Origin of the sequence: Enterococcus alcedinis, assembly GCF_014635985.1 — a bacterium.
In the GTDB taxonomy this organism is placed as follows: domain Bacteria; phylum Bacillota; class Bacilli; order Lactobacillales; family Enterococcaceae; genus Enterococcus_I; species Enterococcus_I alcedinis.
In genome coordinates this window covers 30,602-47,177 of the sequence record NZ_BMDT01000012.1, presented here as the reverse complement: position 1 = coordinate 47,177, position 16,576 = coordinate 30,602, and the positions used below count along the sequence as shown (strand labels likewise).

Genomic DNA, 16,576 nt, shown 5'->3' with positions numbered 1-16,576 from the left:
TCTGAATGAGTCTATAAGTAGGAGTAGTTTAGGTTTTCTTACAAAAAAATGTCTTCCTGAAACCGTTCGAGCACAGCGAATGATGGATACAGTAGCAAACTCTGCGAGACAACTTGGAAGCTTCAAAGTTTTGTAAGTGTTAAAGCATCAACAAAAAAGTCATGATTAAATCGTTAGCGTACCGGAGAGAATCCTTGGCGTCAGAGCCGTTTTAAGGATTCGAGTAGAATTATCGTAGCCTTGCTGCTTTAGCAGCATTAGGCTACGTTTGAAAAACGAAAGACTGAGAGACCATAGGATCGAAGCGGTCCAACGGCTCATTAAAGCCGAGGTATTCTTGTAGGGGAGCGGATAGTGTACAGTCATCAAGAGGGTTTTTATCGGACTCGTCATTAATCGCTCAAAAAATAGCCTCTTATGCAAAACGGCATTTTTTAAGCAGACACTCAGAGATAAGTCATCTCCGATAAAAATGAAAGAGCCATTTTTTTCGGAGACTTTTCTTATCTTTCGCGTCTAACCGCTCAAAAAATAGCCTCTTATCTGAAACGGTATGTAATGAGCAATGACTCGGTAATAAGTCAGAATCTTTTTGAAAGTAAAGAACACTTTCAAACGATTCTTTACTTATTACTCGTCATTAATCGCTCATTTCATGACCTCTTATTCATAAATTTTAAAGCCGTATTGTTGGATATGGTTTTTTAGCATGTCTAAATAAAGGCGGGCAGCGGGGCTGAGTTCTCGTTGTTTTTGTTTTAACCAGCCGAGTGTCATCGTGTCTTCATGATCCAGTGGGATGGCGACAATCTTATCGTCGTTCAATTCGCTACTAATAATACCTGAACTAATCGTATAGCCATTTAATCCAACCATTAAGTTAAAAATCGTCGCGCGGTCGCTGACTTTAATGTTCATTTTGCGATCCCACGTACTTAAGATTTCTTCTGAAAAATAAAACGAATTGTTTTCGCCTTGTTCATAGGAGAGGTAAGGATACTCTTCTAAATCTTCTAATTTTAGTTTTTTCTTTTTGGTTAATGGATTGTCACGACTCACAAAGACGTGTGGTTTAGCGTCAAAGAGTGGTGTGAAGACTAAGTTTTTTTCATTAAAAAGTTTGGTCATGACTTGACGGTTAAAGGAATTCAAATATAAAACACCTAACTCACTGCGGAAACTGGCTAAATCAGAAAAGATATTTTCAGTTTCAGTTTCTCGTAAAGTAAAATCATATTCTTTGGAATCGACACTACGAATCAATTCCACAAAAGCATGCACGACGAAAGCGTAATGCTGAGCCGATACCGAAAAAGCCTGTTTACGTGGCTGGGTATGTTTGAATTTTTCTTCTAGTAAGTTGACTTGATCTAAGATTTGGCGACTGTAGGCTAAGAATTCGCGCCCTTCTGGTGTCAAGCTGACACCACGTGCGTTACGGAGTAAAATCTGAATGCCCATTTCACTTTCTAAATCTTTTACCGCATTGGATAAGCTCGGTTGCGTTAAAAATAACTCTTTTGCAGCCTCGTTAATCGAGCCTTTTTCAATGATTTTTTCTAGATAAATTAACTGCTCTAAGCGCATACAATCCCTCCTGTTTTATATAATATAGCAGAAGGTATAGTTTTAAGCTATAACTAGTTGTTGTTTTTATCAATTATCGCGAATCAACAAAGCGTGATAGATTAGTTCTTAACAACTTGAGGGGGAATCACACATGACAACAACAATTATCGGTTTTCCAAGAATCGGAGAACAAAGAGAATTAAAATACGCAACAGAAAAATATTTTAGAAATGAGATTAACGGCGAAGCATTAGCCGATTTTGGTAAGGATTTAAGAAAGAAACATTGGCAATTGATTCAAGAAAAATGGATTAATTTAATTCCGAGTAATGATTTTTCGTTTTATGATGCGACACTCGATACGAGTTTTCTATTAAATGTTGTACCAGCAGCGTTAGAGACAATTGATTTATCTGAACAAGACAAGTACTTTGCTTTAGCTCGTGGGTATCAAGGAGAAAAAGGGGATATCAAAGCCCGTCCAATGAAGAAATGGTTTAATACGAATTACCATTACATTGTGCCGAAAATTGAAGCAACAACAGCGATTAAAGTCGTAGGAACGAAAATTTTTGATGAATATTTAGAAGCGAAAGCTTTAGGGATTGATACGCGTCCGGTTTTATTAGGACCATTTACATTTTTACAATTGAGTGAATTCGAAGCTGGCGTTGACCGTCAAGCAACAACTGAGGCATTGATTGTCGCCTATAAAGAAATTTTAACGCGTTTAGCCGATTTAGGTGCAACGACCATTCAACTTGACGAACCAGGTTTGGTCAAAGATTTGAATCAAGCAGACATTCAAGAATTTGAAGCGATTTATCAAAAACTATTAGCAGATAAACCGTTAGCCGTTTTATTACAAACCTATTTTGGCGATGTCCGTGATGTCTATCAAACGTTAATTGGTTTACCAGTTGATGCGATTGGTTTGGATTTTGTTGAAGGCATTCAAAACCAAGCCCTCGTTCAAAGTGGTTTTCCGTCAGATAAAACATTGTATGCAGGTGTCGTGAATGGTAAAAATATTTGGCGCAACGATTATCAAAAAACAGTGGCGTTAGTCGAATCACTGAATGTATCGGATATCGTATTGAATACTTCTTGTTCGTTATTGCATGTACCATTTACAACAGAAAATGAAAATTTCTCAACAGAAATTAAACAACATTTTGCTTTCGCTAAAGAAAAATTAGACGAATTGCTCGATTTAGATGCTATTTTATCGGGTAAAGGTGCTGAAAAACTTGCACAAAATAAACAGCTTTTTGCAAGTCAACGCTTTGAAAAGAATGAAGAACTCAGTCAAACAATTGCGCAGTTAACACAAGATGATTTTACAAGAAAGCCTGCATTTAGTGAACGAGAAACACTACAAACGGCACGCTTCCAGTTGCCTGTTTTACCGACAACGACAATTGGTTCATTCCCACAAACAAGAGAAGTCAAACAAACCCGTGCGAAATTGAAACGCAACGAAATCACACAAGAAGCGTACGATCAATTTGTCGCAGCGCAAATCAATGACTGGTTAACATGGCAAGAGTCGATTGGCTTAGATATTTTAGTTCATGGAGAGTTTGAACGTAATGACATGGTGGAATACTTTGGTCAAAACTTATCGGGCTATTTATTCAGCCAAAATGGTTGGGTACAGTCATACGGAACGCGTGGTGTGAAACCGCCGATTATTTGGGGCGATGTGGCACGTGAACAAGCGATTACCGTGAAATGGTCGAAATATGCTCAAAGTCAAACGGACAAAATTGTCAAAGGCATGCTGACAGGACCGGTGACGATTTTAAACTGGTCATTCCCACGCGAAGACATTAGCTTAAAAGAATCCACTTATCAAATTGCTTTGGCGATCCAAGAAGAAGTGCTTGATTTAGAAGCAAATGGCATTAAAATTATCCAAATCGATGAAGCTGCACTGAGAGAAAAACTTCCCCTAAGAAAAACCGATTGGCATGATGAATACTTAGATTGGGCAATTCCAGCATTTCGCTTAGTTCACAATAAAGTCCAACCAGAGACGCAAATCCATACACATATGTGTTATAGCGAATTTACGGACATTATTCCAGCGATTGATCAAATGGATGCCGACGTGATTTCATTTGAAGCCTCACGTTCGAATTTAGACATTTTAGATGAATTGCAACGTCAAAACTTCAAGACGCAAGTTGGACCAGGTGTTTACGATATTCATTCACCACGTGTGCCAGCCGTCGACGAAATAAAACAAACGATTCAAACCATTTTAACGAAAGTGCCGCTTGAAAAAGTTTGGATTAATCCAGACTGTGGCTTAAAAACACGCGGAATTCCAGAAACAAGAGAAAGTTTAGCAAATATGACGGAGGCAGTGAAGGCAATACGAGAGGAGTTGTAGGCCATTGTTACAAGGACTATCATTTGAAGTTTTTCCATCGAATACGACGATTGGTATCAATAAATTATTTGAAACACTCCAAACGTTGCAGCAATTAGAGCCAGAATTCATTAGTGTCACTTGTAGTAATGGGACGAATAATGTGGCAGATACAACCGTCAAAGTGGCGCGTTATATTCATCAAGAATTAAACATTTCGACGATTGCCCATTTACCCGCTACTTATTTATCAAAACAAGAAGTTGATGAGGTTTTGTATGAACTTGATCAATTAGGTATTCACCAAGTTTTGGCTTTACGCGGCGATGTATTGCCTCAATTGACACCAAAAGCCGATTTTCAATATGCCAGTGAATTGACGAGTTATATTAAAGAAGTTGCCCCACAATTTCAACTAAGTGGCGCTTGCTATCCAGAAATTCATCCGGAATCAAGCAGTCGCTTAACGGATATCAAACACTTAAAAAAGAAAGTCGAAGCCGGTTGTGACCAACTGATTTCGCAACTATTCTTGGACAATGATTGTTTTTATCAATTTCAAGAAGCGTGTGAATTAGCCGATATTGAAGCACCAGTGATTGCCGGTATTATGCCGATAGTCAATCGGAATCAGGCGTTACGTTTATTGAAAACAACGCAAACGAAACTCCCGCGCAAGTTTCTAGCGATTCTTGAAAAGTATGAACACGATCCAATCGCTTTGCGAGATGCAGGACTCGCTTATGCGGTCGATCAAATTGTTGATCTTGTCACACAAGACGTAGCAGGCATTCATTTGTATACGATGAACGATGCCAAAGTCGCACAACACATTGTCGCCAATACCCAGTCGTTGTTCGCGCGAAAAACAGTGAGTCTCGTACAATAAAAGTAAGAACCCAAAAGACAGAAAAAGTCTCTCGGGTTCTTATTTTTTATTGAAACGGATGAGCGATTTGATCAAGACATAAAGTCCTTTTATAACAACTAAGGTAAAGAGTATTTTTGAAAGGAAAATCATGGTACTTCCTAAAGGGCGGTGGATGGACCCAATTTCCAGTAAGTATTGTTTCTGTTCCTCAGTCATTCCAACCGTACTGACAGGGAACCAATTAACTGATAGCACTAGACCAACGATTAATAGGGAGAAACTAGTGATTAGAAGAAATTTTATATTGAGGTACTTCATTGTTAGGCTCCTTTACGATTTTTTAGTTCATAAAATTTAAAATGGTACTTCAAAAGAACATCAGCACAATCTTGAACTCGAATAAAAGCAAGTGTATCATGAAGTATACCATTAAGATATGAAAATTTGTTAGACTAAAAACAACGGATAGTTAGGAGAATGGCTAAATGAAATACGAATACACCGAAAAAGAAAAAGAGAACGTATTGGCAAATTTTATGCGAAATGACAAGATTATAAATGTTCCAGCGAAGGAAAAGAAGAAGTATATTTTGTTAGATGAATTTATCAAACGATTTGAGCGAGATAAAAAATATACTGAAATAGAAATCAACGAAGCGTTGATGAGTTTCTATCCAGCAGGTGAACATGTGGAGCAAAGACGTTACTTAGTCACTTTTGGCTTTTTTGAGCGAACAAGCGATGGCAGTCAGTATCGGTTAAGTGAAACAACCGTAAAAACAAAATAAAAAAACATCCTCGGGAATTTTCTCCTGAGGATGTTTTTTTTGATTAAGCGGATTTTTTCTTAACAGCACTCATTAGTACTTGATAGAAATAAATTAAGCCAATCGATAAGATGATATGACCAAGACCAGCCATACCACTAACTGCAGGGTGTCCACCTTTGCCATAAACTTGTAAAATACCATGTACAAGCATGACAGTAACAGTTAAACCGAAGCCACTATTGTATAAGATATAGAATTTTTTGAAGTTTTTCTCAGCTGTTAAGTTGAAGGCATTTTCTAAAAGTAAAACGATTAAGAAGAAAAACATTCCTAAAATTAAAATGTGCGTGTGTAAAACACTGAGTTGTGTTGAACCCGTAAAGTCGTTCATTTTTGTAAACTCACGGTAAAACAGTCCTGAAAGGACGCCAATTAAGGCATAAGTCATACTGGCTCTTGCTAATTTGTTCATTGATTCTCATCCTCTTTTCTCTTTTTTGCTATTCCCTGGGTAATCCACTTGATACGATAATCGAAGTCTTGTAAGAAATCCTTTGGTGACCATTCATTCATAATCCAGTTGGTTAACGAATCGTTGACCATCTCCATCATGAAAAATAATAACCGTGTTGCTTCTTCTGGCGAATCAATCTGATAGTGATTTTTTTCTAAGAGCGCCATCCATTTTTCTGCATAAATGGAATCGCGTTTAAAATCAGTTTGTTTCACGGTTGATTGGTAATTAATTCGCGTTAATAAGACCAAACCTTTCCAGTAATCCTCGTTTTTATCTAAGTGGGTGCACCAAGTAAAATAGTTACGAATCCCCTTAAAAAAATTCGACTCGTCCATCATTGCGTACTGGAGAATATCTTGATGAATAATAGCGGAATATTTTTTGACAATATAGTGATGGGCATCTTCTAAATCTTCAAAGTATTTATAAAACGCACCACGTGACATTTGCATTTTTTCAACAATTTCAGAAACGTTAACTTGGCTTAAATGCTTATTAAAGAAAACATCTAACAAAATCGTATCGATTCGTTGTTGGCGTTCAGTCGGTAAATTCAAAAATGTTTCTTTGGGCAAAATGATTCTCCTTTCGCTTTGAGTCTTATCTTTTTTATAGGTATTCGCCGAGTGACACTTTGTCACTTTAACTAATTTATCATAGTAAAAAGTAGAAGTCGATAGATATGCTTAGTATTTTAGTTCATTGTTAGAAAGAAATTATAAAAAGTCAATATAGTGGAATCCATTGTCAATATACAAGAAGATATTTTATTCAAAGAGCTCTAGACTGTGAGTATCAATAAAACGATTACAGGAGGGACTCATGAAATTAGGACTAGGATTATATCGTCACATGTTGACGGATGAAAATTTTCAATTTGCGCAACAAGCAGGTTGTACAGCAATCATCGCTCATTTAGCAAATTATTATGAGGAAATATTACCCGCGACCGATGGTGAGGTCAACTACGGAAAGGTTCGAGAAAAAGATCCGATTTGGGAATTAGAGCATTTAATTGCCTTAAAAGAACAAATGGCACACTATGGCTTAGAGTTTTATGGAATCGAAAATTTTTCACCTGGTGATTGGTACGATGTTTTACTAGATGGTCCAAAAAGAGCCGAGCAAATGGAACGTTTAAAAGAGATTATCCGTAACGTCGGTAAGGCCGGTATTAAAACATTTGGTTATAATTTTAGTATCGCGGGTGTTTGGGGACATAGTAAAAAACCAGTCGCTCGAGGTAACGCAATTAGTTCCACTTTTTCAGCGGATGAGTTACCGATTGATTTAGCGATTCCAACGGGAGAAGTTTGGAATATGACTTATGGCGACCAAGTAACGGGGACGCCTGTCGGTAAAGTCAGTGCAGAAGAAATTTGGGATCGTTTAAAACGTTTTTTAGAAGAAATGCTACCCGTCGCGGAAGCGGCAGGTGTCACGTTAGCGGCACACCCTGATGATCCACCGATGCCAGTCTTGCGACAAACTGGACGATTGGTCTATCAACCGGATCTGTATCAAACATTGATTGATTTAGTCCCTAGTCAAAGTAACATGTTGGAATATTGCTTAGGTAGTATTCAAGAGATGTCAGACGGTGACACGTATGACTCGTTAGAACAATATGCTTCGCAAAAGAAAATCTCTTATGTGCATTTCCGCAATGTAAAAGGAAAAGTTCCAGATTATTATGAAGTTTTTGTTGATGAAGGTGATATTGATATGATCGAATGTATGAGGATTTTGAAAAAACATGATTTTGAAGGGGTCTTAATTCCCGATCATACACCGCAAATGACTTGCGATGCCCCGTGGCATGCAGGTATGGCTTTTGCACTTGGTTATATGCGTGGTTTGATGCAGATGCTTGAAAAAAACAATAGGTGAATAATAATGGATGAAAAAATAAAACAAATGCAACAAGTCATGACGCAAACCAAAATCGATGTCTTGATTTTGCATTATCCAGAAGAATTAGTGATGGCTTTTGATTACTTTCCTTTTTGGGGTCGTTCGTTTGCTTTCGTTTTTAGAAATCAGGCACCGATTTTATTTATTCCTGAAAATGAGCCAGATATAAGCTTAATCCAAGGAAATCTAAACGAGCAAGTTAAGGTTATTAGTGTCGATGATTTTGAGACGTTAGCCACTTATAAAAGGCGACAAAAATTAGAAGTATTGACGATTGGTACGAGTCTGCTACCAAAAAACGCTTCACTTCCAGCCAATGGGGCGGAACAAGGTGGGATGCCTTATGAGTGGTGGCAGCAACTTTTAGATTTACCGAATGTTACGGTACGTGATGAATCGCCCCTGATTCAATCTTTTAGTAAACATAAATCGAAAACGGCGATTGAAAAAATTCGTTCAGCACATAAAATCGCTGAAGTTGGCTTACAAACTTTTTATGAAATGTTGCATTCGAACGTAACAGAGTACGAGGTTGCATTAGCAATTGAAACGCGTATTAAGCAACAAGCAATGGCAAGTGGTTGTCGTTTCGTTCTTTGTTATCCACAAATCCAAGCTGGGAGAAATAGTTTAGAGTCAGGGACCTTTAATCGGACAACGACAAAAATGTTAGAGACATCTGAACTGGTTTTATTAGAATTAGCCGTTTGTATCGATGGCTATTGGCTTGATTTAACACGGACAGGTGTGGTTGGAACAGCAAATCATCAACAACTTTGGCATTATCAACAAGTTGAAAAGGCGCAACTTGCAGCAATTCGTGCAATGAAACCGGGTGTAGCGTTTAGTCACTTACAGGCAATTGCTAAGGAAGCGTTGCAGTCTGAAAATTTAGCAGTATTTTTCACCCACGGTTTAGGCCATAGCGTCGGTTATCAATACCACGATCCAGCTTTGGCGATTAATGAATTCAGTCAGCAAGTTCTGGAACCTGGCATGATTTTGACGATTGAGCCAGGAATTTATGGTGCAGAAATTGAGGGTGGGATTCGAATCGAAGATAATTTACTAGTCACTGAAAGTGGTGTGGAATGGTTATCCAGTAGCATAACCGGATTAACTGGGGAACGTAGAACGCATTTAGAATTTGGAGGGAAATAGGATGTGGAAAAATGAGAATGAACTTTTAACTTTAATCAAAGAAGAATTGTATACGCCGGTTGTCGGTGACATTTTAGATACACTTGGTTATTATCATCAATTTTTACCAGCACAAATTCAAGGGATTGAGGCAAAGATGAAAATCGTGGGTTTTGCGATGCCAGTTTTGATGATTGATGTCTTTGGACCGCCAGAAAAACCTTTTGGACTATTAACAGAAGCACTTGATGATTTAAAGGAAAATGAAATTTATATTGCTACGGGCGGCACGCAACGTTGTGCCTACTGGGGGGAAATGTTGACATGTGCATCAAGGATGCGTGGTGCAGTTGGTGCAGTAGTTAATGGTTATCATCGCGATACACCACAAGTTTTAGAACAAAATTGGCCAGTTTTTTCTTGGGGCAGTTGGGCACAAGATTCTTCAGTACGAACGCAAGTCGTTGATTTTCGATGTAAAATTGAAATCAGTAACATCGTGATCCACCCAGGGGATTTAATTTTTGGTGATGTTGATGGTGTGTTAATTATTCCAAAAGACCGCATTACGGAAGTGATTCATCTTTCGCTTGAAAAAGCACGTGGTGAGAAAAATGTTCGAAAAGCGATTGAACAGGGGATGTCTGCAACGGAAGCTTTTGCCACATTTGGCATTTTATAATTTGATAAGGTAGAGGAGAAAACCATGACTAAAAAGAAAATGTATTTAATCCATCATTCACATACAGATATTGGTTATACGGATTCACAGGAACGCATCGGACGTCATTACGTTGATTTTATGAAACAACTATTGGAGTTCTTTGATCAAATTGATACCGGGAAAAAAGAGTGGGATGGCTATCACTATACGTGCGAAAATTATTGGCAAGTTGAAGAATTTTATCGTAATAGTACAAAAGAAGAACAAAAACGCTTTGAACAACGTGTGAAAGAAGGCAAAATTGAAGTATCGTTGACGTACTTAAATATGAATGAATTAGTCGATGATACGATTCAACGTAAAAAGTTTGCCCAAGCAAAGAAATACGTTGATGATTTAGGTGTGCATGGTGATAGCGCAATGATTGCTGATATAAATGGGGCAACTTGGGGTTACGCAGAAGCAATGTTCGAAAGTGGCATTAACAATTTCTACTCTTGTTTACATACCCATCACGGAATGTTCCCATTATTTAAAAAACAAATCCCATTTTGGTGGGAAACGAAAAAAGGCAATAAATTACTTGTTTGGAATGGTGACCATTATCAAACAGCCAATCCTTTCTTTATTACCCCAAATAGTGATTTTACGAAGCAATTTCCAAACGGCTATGGGCAAGCCGAAGCGGATGCGCAATTTGCTGAAACAGAAAAACAGATTTTTTCTTACTTTGACCATTTAGCAAAAGAAGATTATCCATATGATTTTATTCCAAATATGATTTCAGGTGTGTTAACAGATAATTCAGCACCAAGCCCGAGAATGATGGAAGTGATTCATCGTTGGAACGAAACACATGGTGAGAAAATTGAGCTTGAGTTGACAACATTACAAGGATTCTTTGATAAGCTACGTGGTTCTGGTATTGAATTTCCAACGTATCGTGGCGATTGGCCGGATTGGTGGGCAGATGGTTCAGATTCAACACCGGCTTTTATCAAAATTTATCGTGCAGCTCAGAGAAAATACCATCTAACGAGAAAACTTGACCCGACTGGCGAACTTGGGAAAGAAGAGTGGTTGGAAGGTACGGAACAACAAATGATGATGTTTGCTGAACATTCTTGGGGACATGCGGCTTCAATTAGCCATCCTTGGGATACCGAAGTTAACGAAGCCGATTACAAAAATTCGGCTTATGCTGTCAATGCGCATACGTTAATCACAAAAAACATGATGGAAATATTGAGTCACTATGGTGAAGTGAGTCCAACACTGTATCGTAACAAGCAATTTAAAGTCATTAATCCACATAATGAAACCGTAGCTGATTACGGAAAAGTCAATATCGATCATTGGGAAGAGGTCAATGGTTCATATTATAATTACTATCAACATGGTGGTTTTGTCGAAGTCGTTGATGTTGTGACCGGTGAAGTGATTCCAAGTCAAATGGCACCAACGATTCGTGGTTATTCTGTAGCGTTCCCGTTAACGTTAGCAGCTAAAGAAGAACGAATTGTAGTTTTACGGACGAAAGAAGACGCACTAGTTATCGAAAACAGTAATTTAGCTATTCGCGCAACGGATAATGTACTAGATATTGGCGATTATCCAGGTTATGAAAATCGTGCAAGTGTACATAAAATTATTACGGATTTCTTAGCAATTTACTTTGATGACAATGGAATTTCAAGTATGATTGATCGCAAGACAAATGTTGAGTTAATCCATTCATCAAGTATGTATCGTCCATTTGAAGGTGTATATGAAGTTACCCCGATGACGAAGGACCCCGGGACATCAAGACGCTTACTTGGACGTAACCGTAAAGGGCGAGCAGCGAAACGCTATGTAGCACAATTAACTGATTTACAAATTGTGAATGATGGACCAATTTACACAGTAGCAGAATTAACATACGAACTAGAAGGAACACGCTTATATCAAGTGAGCCTAAAAGTTTATAAAGACAGTCCACGTATGACAGTTGCTGTTAAGATCTTAAAACAATATGAATGGGCACCAGAGAATTTATATATCCCATTACCATTTTCGTATGGCAAAGAGTATACGTTGTTTGCTGAAAAATCAGGGGGTGTCTTTAGACCGACTATTGACCAATTACCAGGAACGAATACCGATTACTACTTATTAAATAATGGTATGACTTTTGTCGGAAAAGAACATGCCTTAGTCGTTACAACAAAAGACGCACCACTTATTTGGTTGGGTGACTTGAAACACCATGAAATTGAATTGTGCCAAGAAACAAGTGCATCGAAAAATCGCGAACTTGTTTACTCATGGCCAATGAACAACTTCTGGGAAACAAATTTCAAAGCCGATATCTCAGGGGCTTATGAATTCGAATACGATATCTTGCTTGTTCACAATAATACCGACGAAGAAGACCTAATCAAACAAGCCGAACGAACTAACCAAGGAATCATTAATATACCAATTTAAGGCTGTTTTAGCATTAAGAAAATCATGAATTTTTTATCTGAATAGGCTACAGGTTATGTTTCCTACGAAAAATTGGCTTACTTAAAGAGTTACGAGACCAAGTCGATTCGCAGTCTCTCGACTTGGAAATTTCAAACTCTTTGCAAGTGCTAAAACACTAACAAAAAGTAATTCATATTTCATGTTTTAGCACAGTCCCATGCAAGTCGACTTTTCGTCAGTCCACTCCACTTGTTTCTAAATGAATGTTCGTTAAAGGCTGTTTAATTAATCTAACGGCTTCTTAAATCGAAAACATTATCGTAGGGAGAGCGCATGGGTAAAAAATCTCAAACGTATGTTTTTTTACAGTTTTTTATGTGCGCCTAACTACGAGAAATAGCGAGGTTAAAAAAACTCGTTCTTTGATTTTTTCAAAGGACGAGTTACCTCTTGATGCTTGCTTCAAATATACAATCAAAATAGTTGATGATCGCTCATTTGCTGTTTTAATTGTTGCGGTGTGATTGCGAAGACTTCTTTAAATACTTGATAAAAGTAACTGACACTTTGAAAACCAGATTCATAAACAATGTCAATTATTTCATAATCTGAGTGCAAAATTAAGTTCGCTGCATAGTTGATTTTTAGATGGTTAATATACTTTGAAGGAGACGTGCCGAGTTCTTTTTGAAACATTCGGCACACATAGCTCTGATTCTTATCTGTCAGGGTTGTCAGCACCGTGACGCCTTGGGTAAAATTTTCTGGTTGATTTAATGCGAGTAAGAGGTCATTAAACCAATAATTTTTATTTTTTGTTTGTTGCTTTTTTTCAGCGAGTAAAAGGTAATGCCGTCCAATGATTTCTGCTAAAAGTAGTTTTAATAAGCTGTTTTTTTGAAACGTATTTTGAAAAGCCAAAACATTTAATTCTTGAATTAAATCGAGAATCGTACGCATAACCGAAGACGAGAGTGTTTGGACTTCAGAAAATAAGGTTTCGATTGTCAGCTTTTTTAAATGGGTGAGCTCGAGATAATGAAAGACTTCGTCGATTAGGCGTTTAGAGAACGCAACATTAAGGTGGGTCGTGTCGGGAAGTTGTTTTTTATCATGAACTTGTCCAGGTTTTATAAAGAAAATTTGATTCTCCGTTAGAACTTCTGTTTGTTGATCAATGAGAATTGTTAATTGGCCACTTAAAATGAGTGAAAACTCATAAAAATCATGGACTTGTGGAAAATTGTGATGGTCAATGAAACGATGAATTTCATAATGAACTTCAGAAGTTGTCTCGAAAATATTTTTTGCAATAACATGTTGAATCGGTTCCAATATCCTCACCCCGTGTTAAACTATAGTTATTGAAAAGTCAGTATAGAGTTATCATAGTGGCGCGGATTTAAATAGTCAATAGGAAGGGAGAAAGAATGAACTTTTGCAATCTTGAAAATAAAACCGCTTTAATTACCGGTGCTACAACCGGCATTGGTTTAGCTATCGCTCAAATTTATAAAAAAGCTGGCGCTAAAGTCATTATTCATGGACGAAAATTAGAAGCGACTAAAAACGTAGCGGATGAAAATGGCTTTTTATTTGTTTGGGGAGATTTAAATCATCAAGTAGAAAAAGAACAGCTAATTAAACAAACAAAAGCAATAACGAATGTTTTAGATATTCTTGTCAACAATGCGGGTGTGGAATACCATGAAATGATTGAAGACTTTCAATTAGCGACTTATCAAAAAACACAAGAAGTTAACGTGGAAACACCCATTTGGTTAATCAATCAACTGTTAGCGGAGCTAAAAAAGAGTTCGGGTGCTTCGATTATCAATGTGACGTCGATTCATGAAAGGATTCCAGTCAGAGGAAATAATTATTATACAATGGCGAAAGCAGCTCTAGCGATGTTTACAAAAACAGCTGCCTTGGAGTTTGGACAAGTGGGCATTCGTGTAAATAATTTAGCTCCTGGAGCGATTCGAACGAAAATGAATGCCGAATTGCTTACTGAGTTGCCTTTTGAAGCTTGGATTCCGTTAGGTCGCGTTGGAACGGTTGAAGAAATTGCTGGCCCGGCTTTATTTTTAGCATCCGACTTATCTAGTTATATGACAGGTACGACTTTAACAATTGATGGTGGCTATTCAGAAAATTTATTACGTTACTAAAATAAAAGGAGTCAACAACACAATGACGAAAAAAATGTACGTTGTATACAAAACCCATTTAGATATTGGTTTTACCGACTTAGCTAAAAATGTAATTGATAATTATGTGAACGATTTCATCCCAAGAGCCGTTCAATTAGGAAAAGAACGATCAGACAAATTTGTCTGGACTACGGGTTCGTGGTTAATTGATTATTATTTGAAATTGTCGACGGTTACAGAAAATCAAAAAGAAGATTTACGTGAAGCTATTCGTCTAGGAACGATTAAATGGCATGGACTATCAACGACGACGCATTGCGAATTAATGGATGAGAAATTATTTAATTATAGTCTAACCTTATCGCAAAACTTGGATAAAACATTTGATAAACAAACGATTGCGGCTAAACTAACCGATATTCCGGGGCACACGATTGCGATTGTGCCGTTAATGGCTAAAGCAGGTTTAAAATATTTGCATATTGGGGTAAATGCGAGTACCTCTTTGCCAGATATTCCAGAAATGTTTGTTTGGCGTGGAAAAGACGGCTCTGAAATCATTGTGCATTACGCTAAAGATTATGGAGCGGCCTTTACTCGTGAAGGTTGGGACGAAATGCTCTACTTTTCTCATAGTCATGACAATCAAGGGCCGCCAGCATCAACACAAGAAATTGATGAAGTCATCAATCAATTAACGTACGACTATCCAGGAGTCGAAATCGTCCCATCAAGTTTAGACGATTTTGCTGCTTATGCTTGGAGTAAGAAAGAAACGTTACCTGTCGTGACTGAAGAAATTGGTGATACTTGGATTTATGGAGTTGGAACAGATCCTAAGAAAGTGGGCGAGCTTCGCCAATTATATCAATTACGCGATCAGTGGTTAGTCAGTGGTGAATTGACAATCGATAGTCCAGAGTATGCGGCTTTTTCAGATCAGTTACTCATGGTTGTTGAACATACGTGGGGTGGTAATGGAAATGTCTTTTTACCAGATTATCGCAATTATTTAATTGAAGATTTCAAAGAAGCGCGAAAAAAAGATAGGATTGAATTTAAATCCACGGGTTATTTAGACTTTGCTGATCGTTTAGCATTAATTGCAACAGATATTCATTCAGAAGAAATGCGTCCAAAACGTTCGTATCGGTTACTGGAAAGTTCTTGGGAAGAACAACGGGAATACATTCATCAAGCAGTACAATGTTTATCAGCAAAAAGACAAGCTGCAGTAGCCGCTGTTTTTGCTGAAAATAGCCAAGCAATTGTACCACTCACACAATCAAAAATGTTACAAGTTGGCTATATTTACCAATTACCTAACGGAGTCGAATTAAGTATTGGAACAAATGGTAGTATCAATTACTTAAAGGTTAAAGAACGAGAGTTGGTTAAAGAAGGCAACGAGTTTGGGGGCTTATCTTATGAACGTTTTGATGAAGGCGATTACCAACAATTTATGAATCAATATTGTCGTTTAAGTCGCTACACCGCAACGTGGGCGTTAGTTGATTACAATAAAGGGGGCATTGAAGCTTATCCTTCAATTTATCATGAAATCATCAAACCAATAGTTGAAGCCGGGACGATTCAGATAACTGGTAACCAAGTTGAGATTACTGTTGATGTGATTTATCGTGATTTTGATGTCAAAAATTGGGGACTGCCACAAAAGAATCGTTTGGTTTATCAGATTGATACGAGTGAAGGGAAGATTCAGGGCACGTATCGTTGGGAAGGCAAACAAGCCAATCGTATGCCAGAAGGTTACTGGTTAGAAACATCCTTAAGAGTCAATAATCCTTACCATTGGAAAATCAATAAAATCAACTATGAGTTGTCACCGTATAGTGTTGTGAACCGAGGGAATCGCAATTTACACAGCTTGTCGTCTGAAGGATTAACTTATCAAGGAGCAGATGCATTGTTACAAATTACAAGTGAAACAGCTCCTCTTGTTTCAATGGGACGTCGTGGTTTACTGAAATTCGATCAAGCTCAAACCTCGTTGAATGAAGGAATATTTGTGAATTTATATAATAATACCTGGGGCACTAACTTCCCTGATTGGTTTGAAGATGATATGACCTTTAAGTTCGGAGCATCGTTTGAGGTCTATTAAAAAAGAACAGGGAAGACAAATA

At 37.7% G+C, this 16,576-nt stretch carries 13 protein-coding genes; 9 read left to right on the top strand and 4 right to left on the bottom strand.

The features are described 5' to 3' along the window. Positions 1-663: 663 nt before the first annotated feature. A complete protein-coding gene (locus tag IEV09_RS11030; RefSeq protein WP_188368363.1) occupies positions 664-1,587 on the bottom strand; it encodes a LysR family transcriptional regulator in 924 nt (307 codons plus the stop codon). A 133-nt stretch (positions 1,588-1,720) separates the two neighbouring features. Between IEV09_RS11030 and metE the strand changes: the two genes are divergently transcribed. The 3 genes from metE to IEV09_RS11015 all read left to right on the top strand — a co-directional run bounded on the left by metE (position 1,721) and on the right by IEV09_RS11015 (position 5,605). After that, positions 1,721-3,967: a 5-methyltetrahydropteroyltriglutamate--homocysteine S-methyltransferase gene (gene metE / locus IEV09_RS11025; RefSeq protein ID WP_188368362.1), complete on the top strand. Its 2,247-nt coding sequence runs from the start codon at positions 1,721-1,723 to the stop codon at positions 3,965-3,967. 4 nt (positions 3,968-3,971) lie between these two features. Beyond that, the gene (gene metF / locus IEV09_RS11020) at positions 3,972-4,835 is read left to right on the top strand and encodes a methylenetetrahydrofolate reductase [NAD(P)H] (RefSeq protein ID WP_188368361.1); all 864 of its coding nucleotides are present in this window, start codon (positions 3,972-3,974) and stop codon (positions 4,833-4,835) included. Positions 4,836-5,302: 467 nt separating this feature from the next. Beyond that, positions 5,303-5,605, top strand: a complete 303-nt coding sequence (locus IEV09_RS11015) for a DUF2087 domain-containing protein (protein ID WP_188368360.1) — start codon at positions 5,303-5,305, stop codon at positions 5,603-5,605. 43 nt (positions 5,606-5,648) lie between these two features. Here IEV09_RS11015 and IEV09_RS11010 read toward each other — a convergent pair whose 3' ends face one another. Together IEV09_RS11010 and IEV09_RS11005 are read right to left on the bottom strand one after the other, a co-directional pair. After that, positions 5,649-6,059, bottom strand: coding sequence for a DUF2871 domain-containing protein (locus tag IEV09_RS11010; protein WP_188368359.1), 411 nt, complete (start codon positions 6,057-6,059; stop codon positions 5,649-5,651). Next, positions 6,056-6,679 carry a TetR/AcrR family transcriptional regulator gene (locus IEV09_RS11005; protein ID WP_188368358.1) on the bottom strand — a complete coding sequence of 208 codons (624 nt, stop codon included), beginning with the start codon at positions 6,677-6,679 and terminating at the stop codon, positions 6,056-6,058. The genes IEV09_RS11010 and IEV09_RS11005 overlap by 4 nt, the downstream gene beginning before the upstream one ends. Before the next feature lie 247 nt (positions 6,680-6,926). On the opposite strand from IEV09_RS11005, the gene IEV09_RS11000 reads away from it, so the two are divergent. Genes IEV09_RS11000 through IEV09_RS10985 form a run of 4 tightly spaced genes read left to right on the top strand, consistent with a single transcriptional unit; the run spans position 6,927 to position 12,291 of the window. Beyond that, positions 6,927-7,994: a mannonate dehydratase gene (locus tag IEV09_RS11000; protein WP_188368357.1), complete on the top strand. Its 1,068-nt coding sequence runs from the start codon at positions 6,927-6,929 to the stop codon at positions 7,992-7,994. 6 nt (positions 7,995-8,000) lie between these two features. After that, positions 8,001-9,179 carry a M24 family metallopeptidase gene (locus IEV09_RS10995; RefSeq protein ID WP_188368356.1) on the top strand — a complete coding sequence of 393 codons (1,179 nt, stop codon included), beginning with the start codon at positions 8,001-8,003 and terminating at the stop codon, positions 9,177-9,179. A 1-nt stretch (position 9,180) separates the two neighbouring features. Beyond that, entirely contained in the window at positions 9,181-9,840 is a 660-nt protein-coding gene (locus tag IEV09_RS10990) for an RraA family protein (RefSeq protein WP_188368355.1), read from the top strand. Positions 9,841-9,864: 24 nt separating this feature from the next. Continuing rightward, positions 9,865-12,291 (top strand): glycoside hydrolase family 38 N-terminal domain-containing protein, encoded by a 2,427-nt coding sequence (locus IEV09_RS10985; RefSeq protein ID WP_188368354.1) that lies wholly within the window; start codon positions 9,865-9,867, stop codon positions 12,289-12,291. 456 nt (positions 12,292-12,747) lie between these two features. Here IEV09_RS10985 and IEV09_RS10980 read toward each other — a convergent pair whose 3' ends face one another. Beyond that, entirely contained in the window at positions 12,748-13,608 is an 861-nt protein-coding gene (locus IEV09_RS10980) for a helix-turn-helix domain-containing protein (RefSeq protein WP_188368353.1), read from the bottom strand. Between the two features lie 95 nt (positions 13,609-13,703). Here IEV09_RS10980 and IEV09_RS10975 point away from each other — a divergent pair, with 95 nt between their 5' ends. Both IEV09_RS10975 and IEV09_RS10970 read left to right on the top strand, forming a co-directional pair. Continuing rightward, a complete protein-coding gene (locus IEV09_RS10975) occupies positions 13,704-14,447 on the top strand; it encodes an SDR family NAD(P)-dependent oxidoreductase (RefSeq protein WP_188368352.1) in 744 nt (247 codons plus the stop codon). A gap of 22 nt (positions 14,448-14,469) precedes the next feature. After that, complete coding sequence (locus IEV09_RS10970) at positions 14,470-16,554, top strand: DUF5054 domain-containing protein (RefSeq protein WP_188368351.1); 2,085 nt, start codon at positions 14,470-14,472, stop codon at positions 16,552-16,554. Positions 16,555-16,576: the final 22 nt, after the last annotated feature.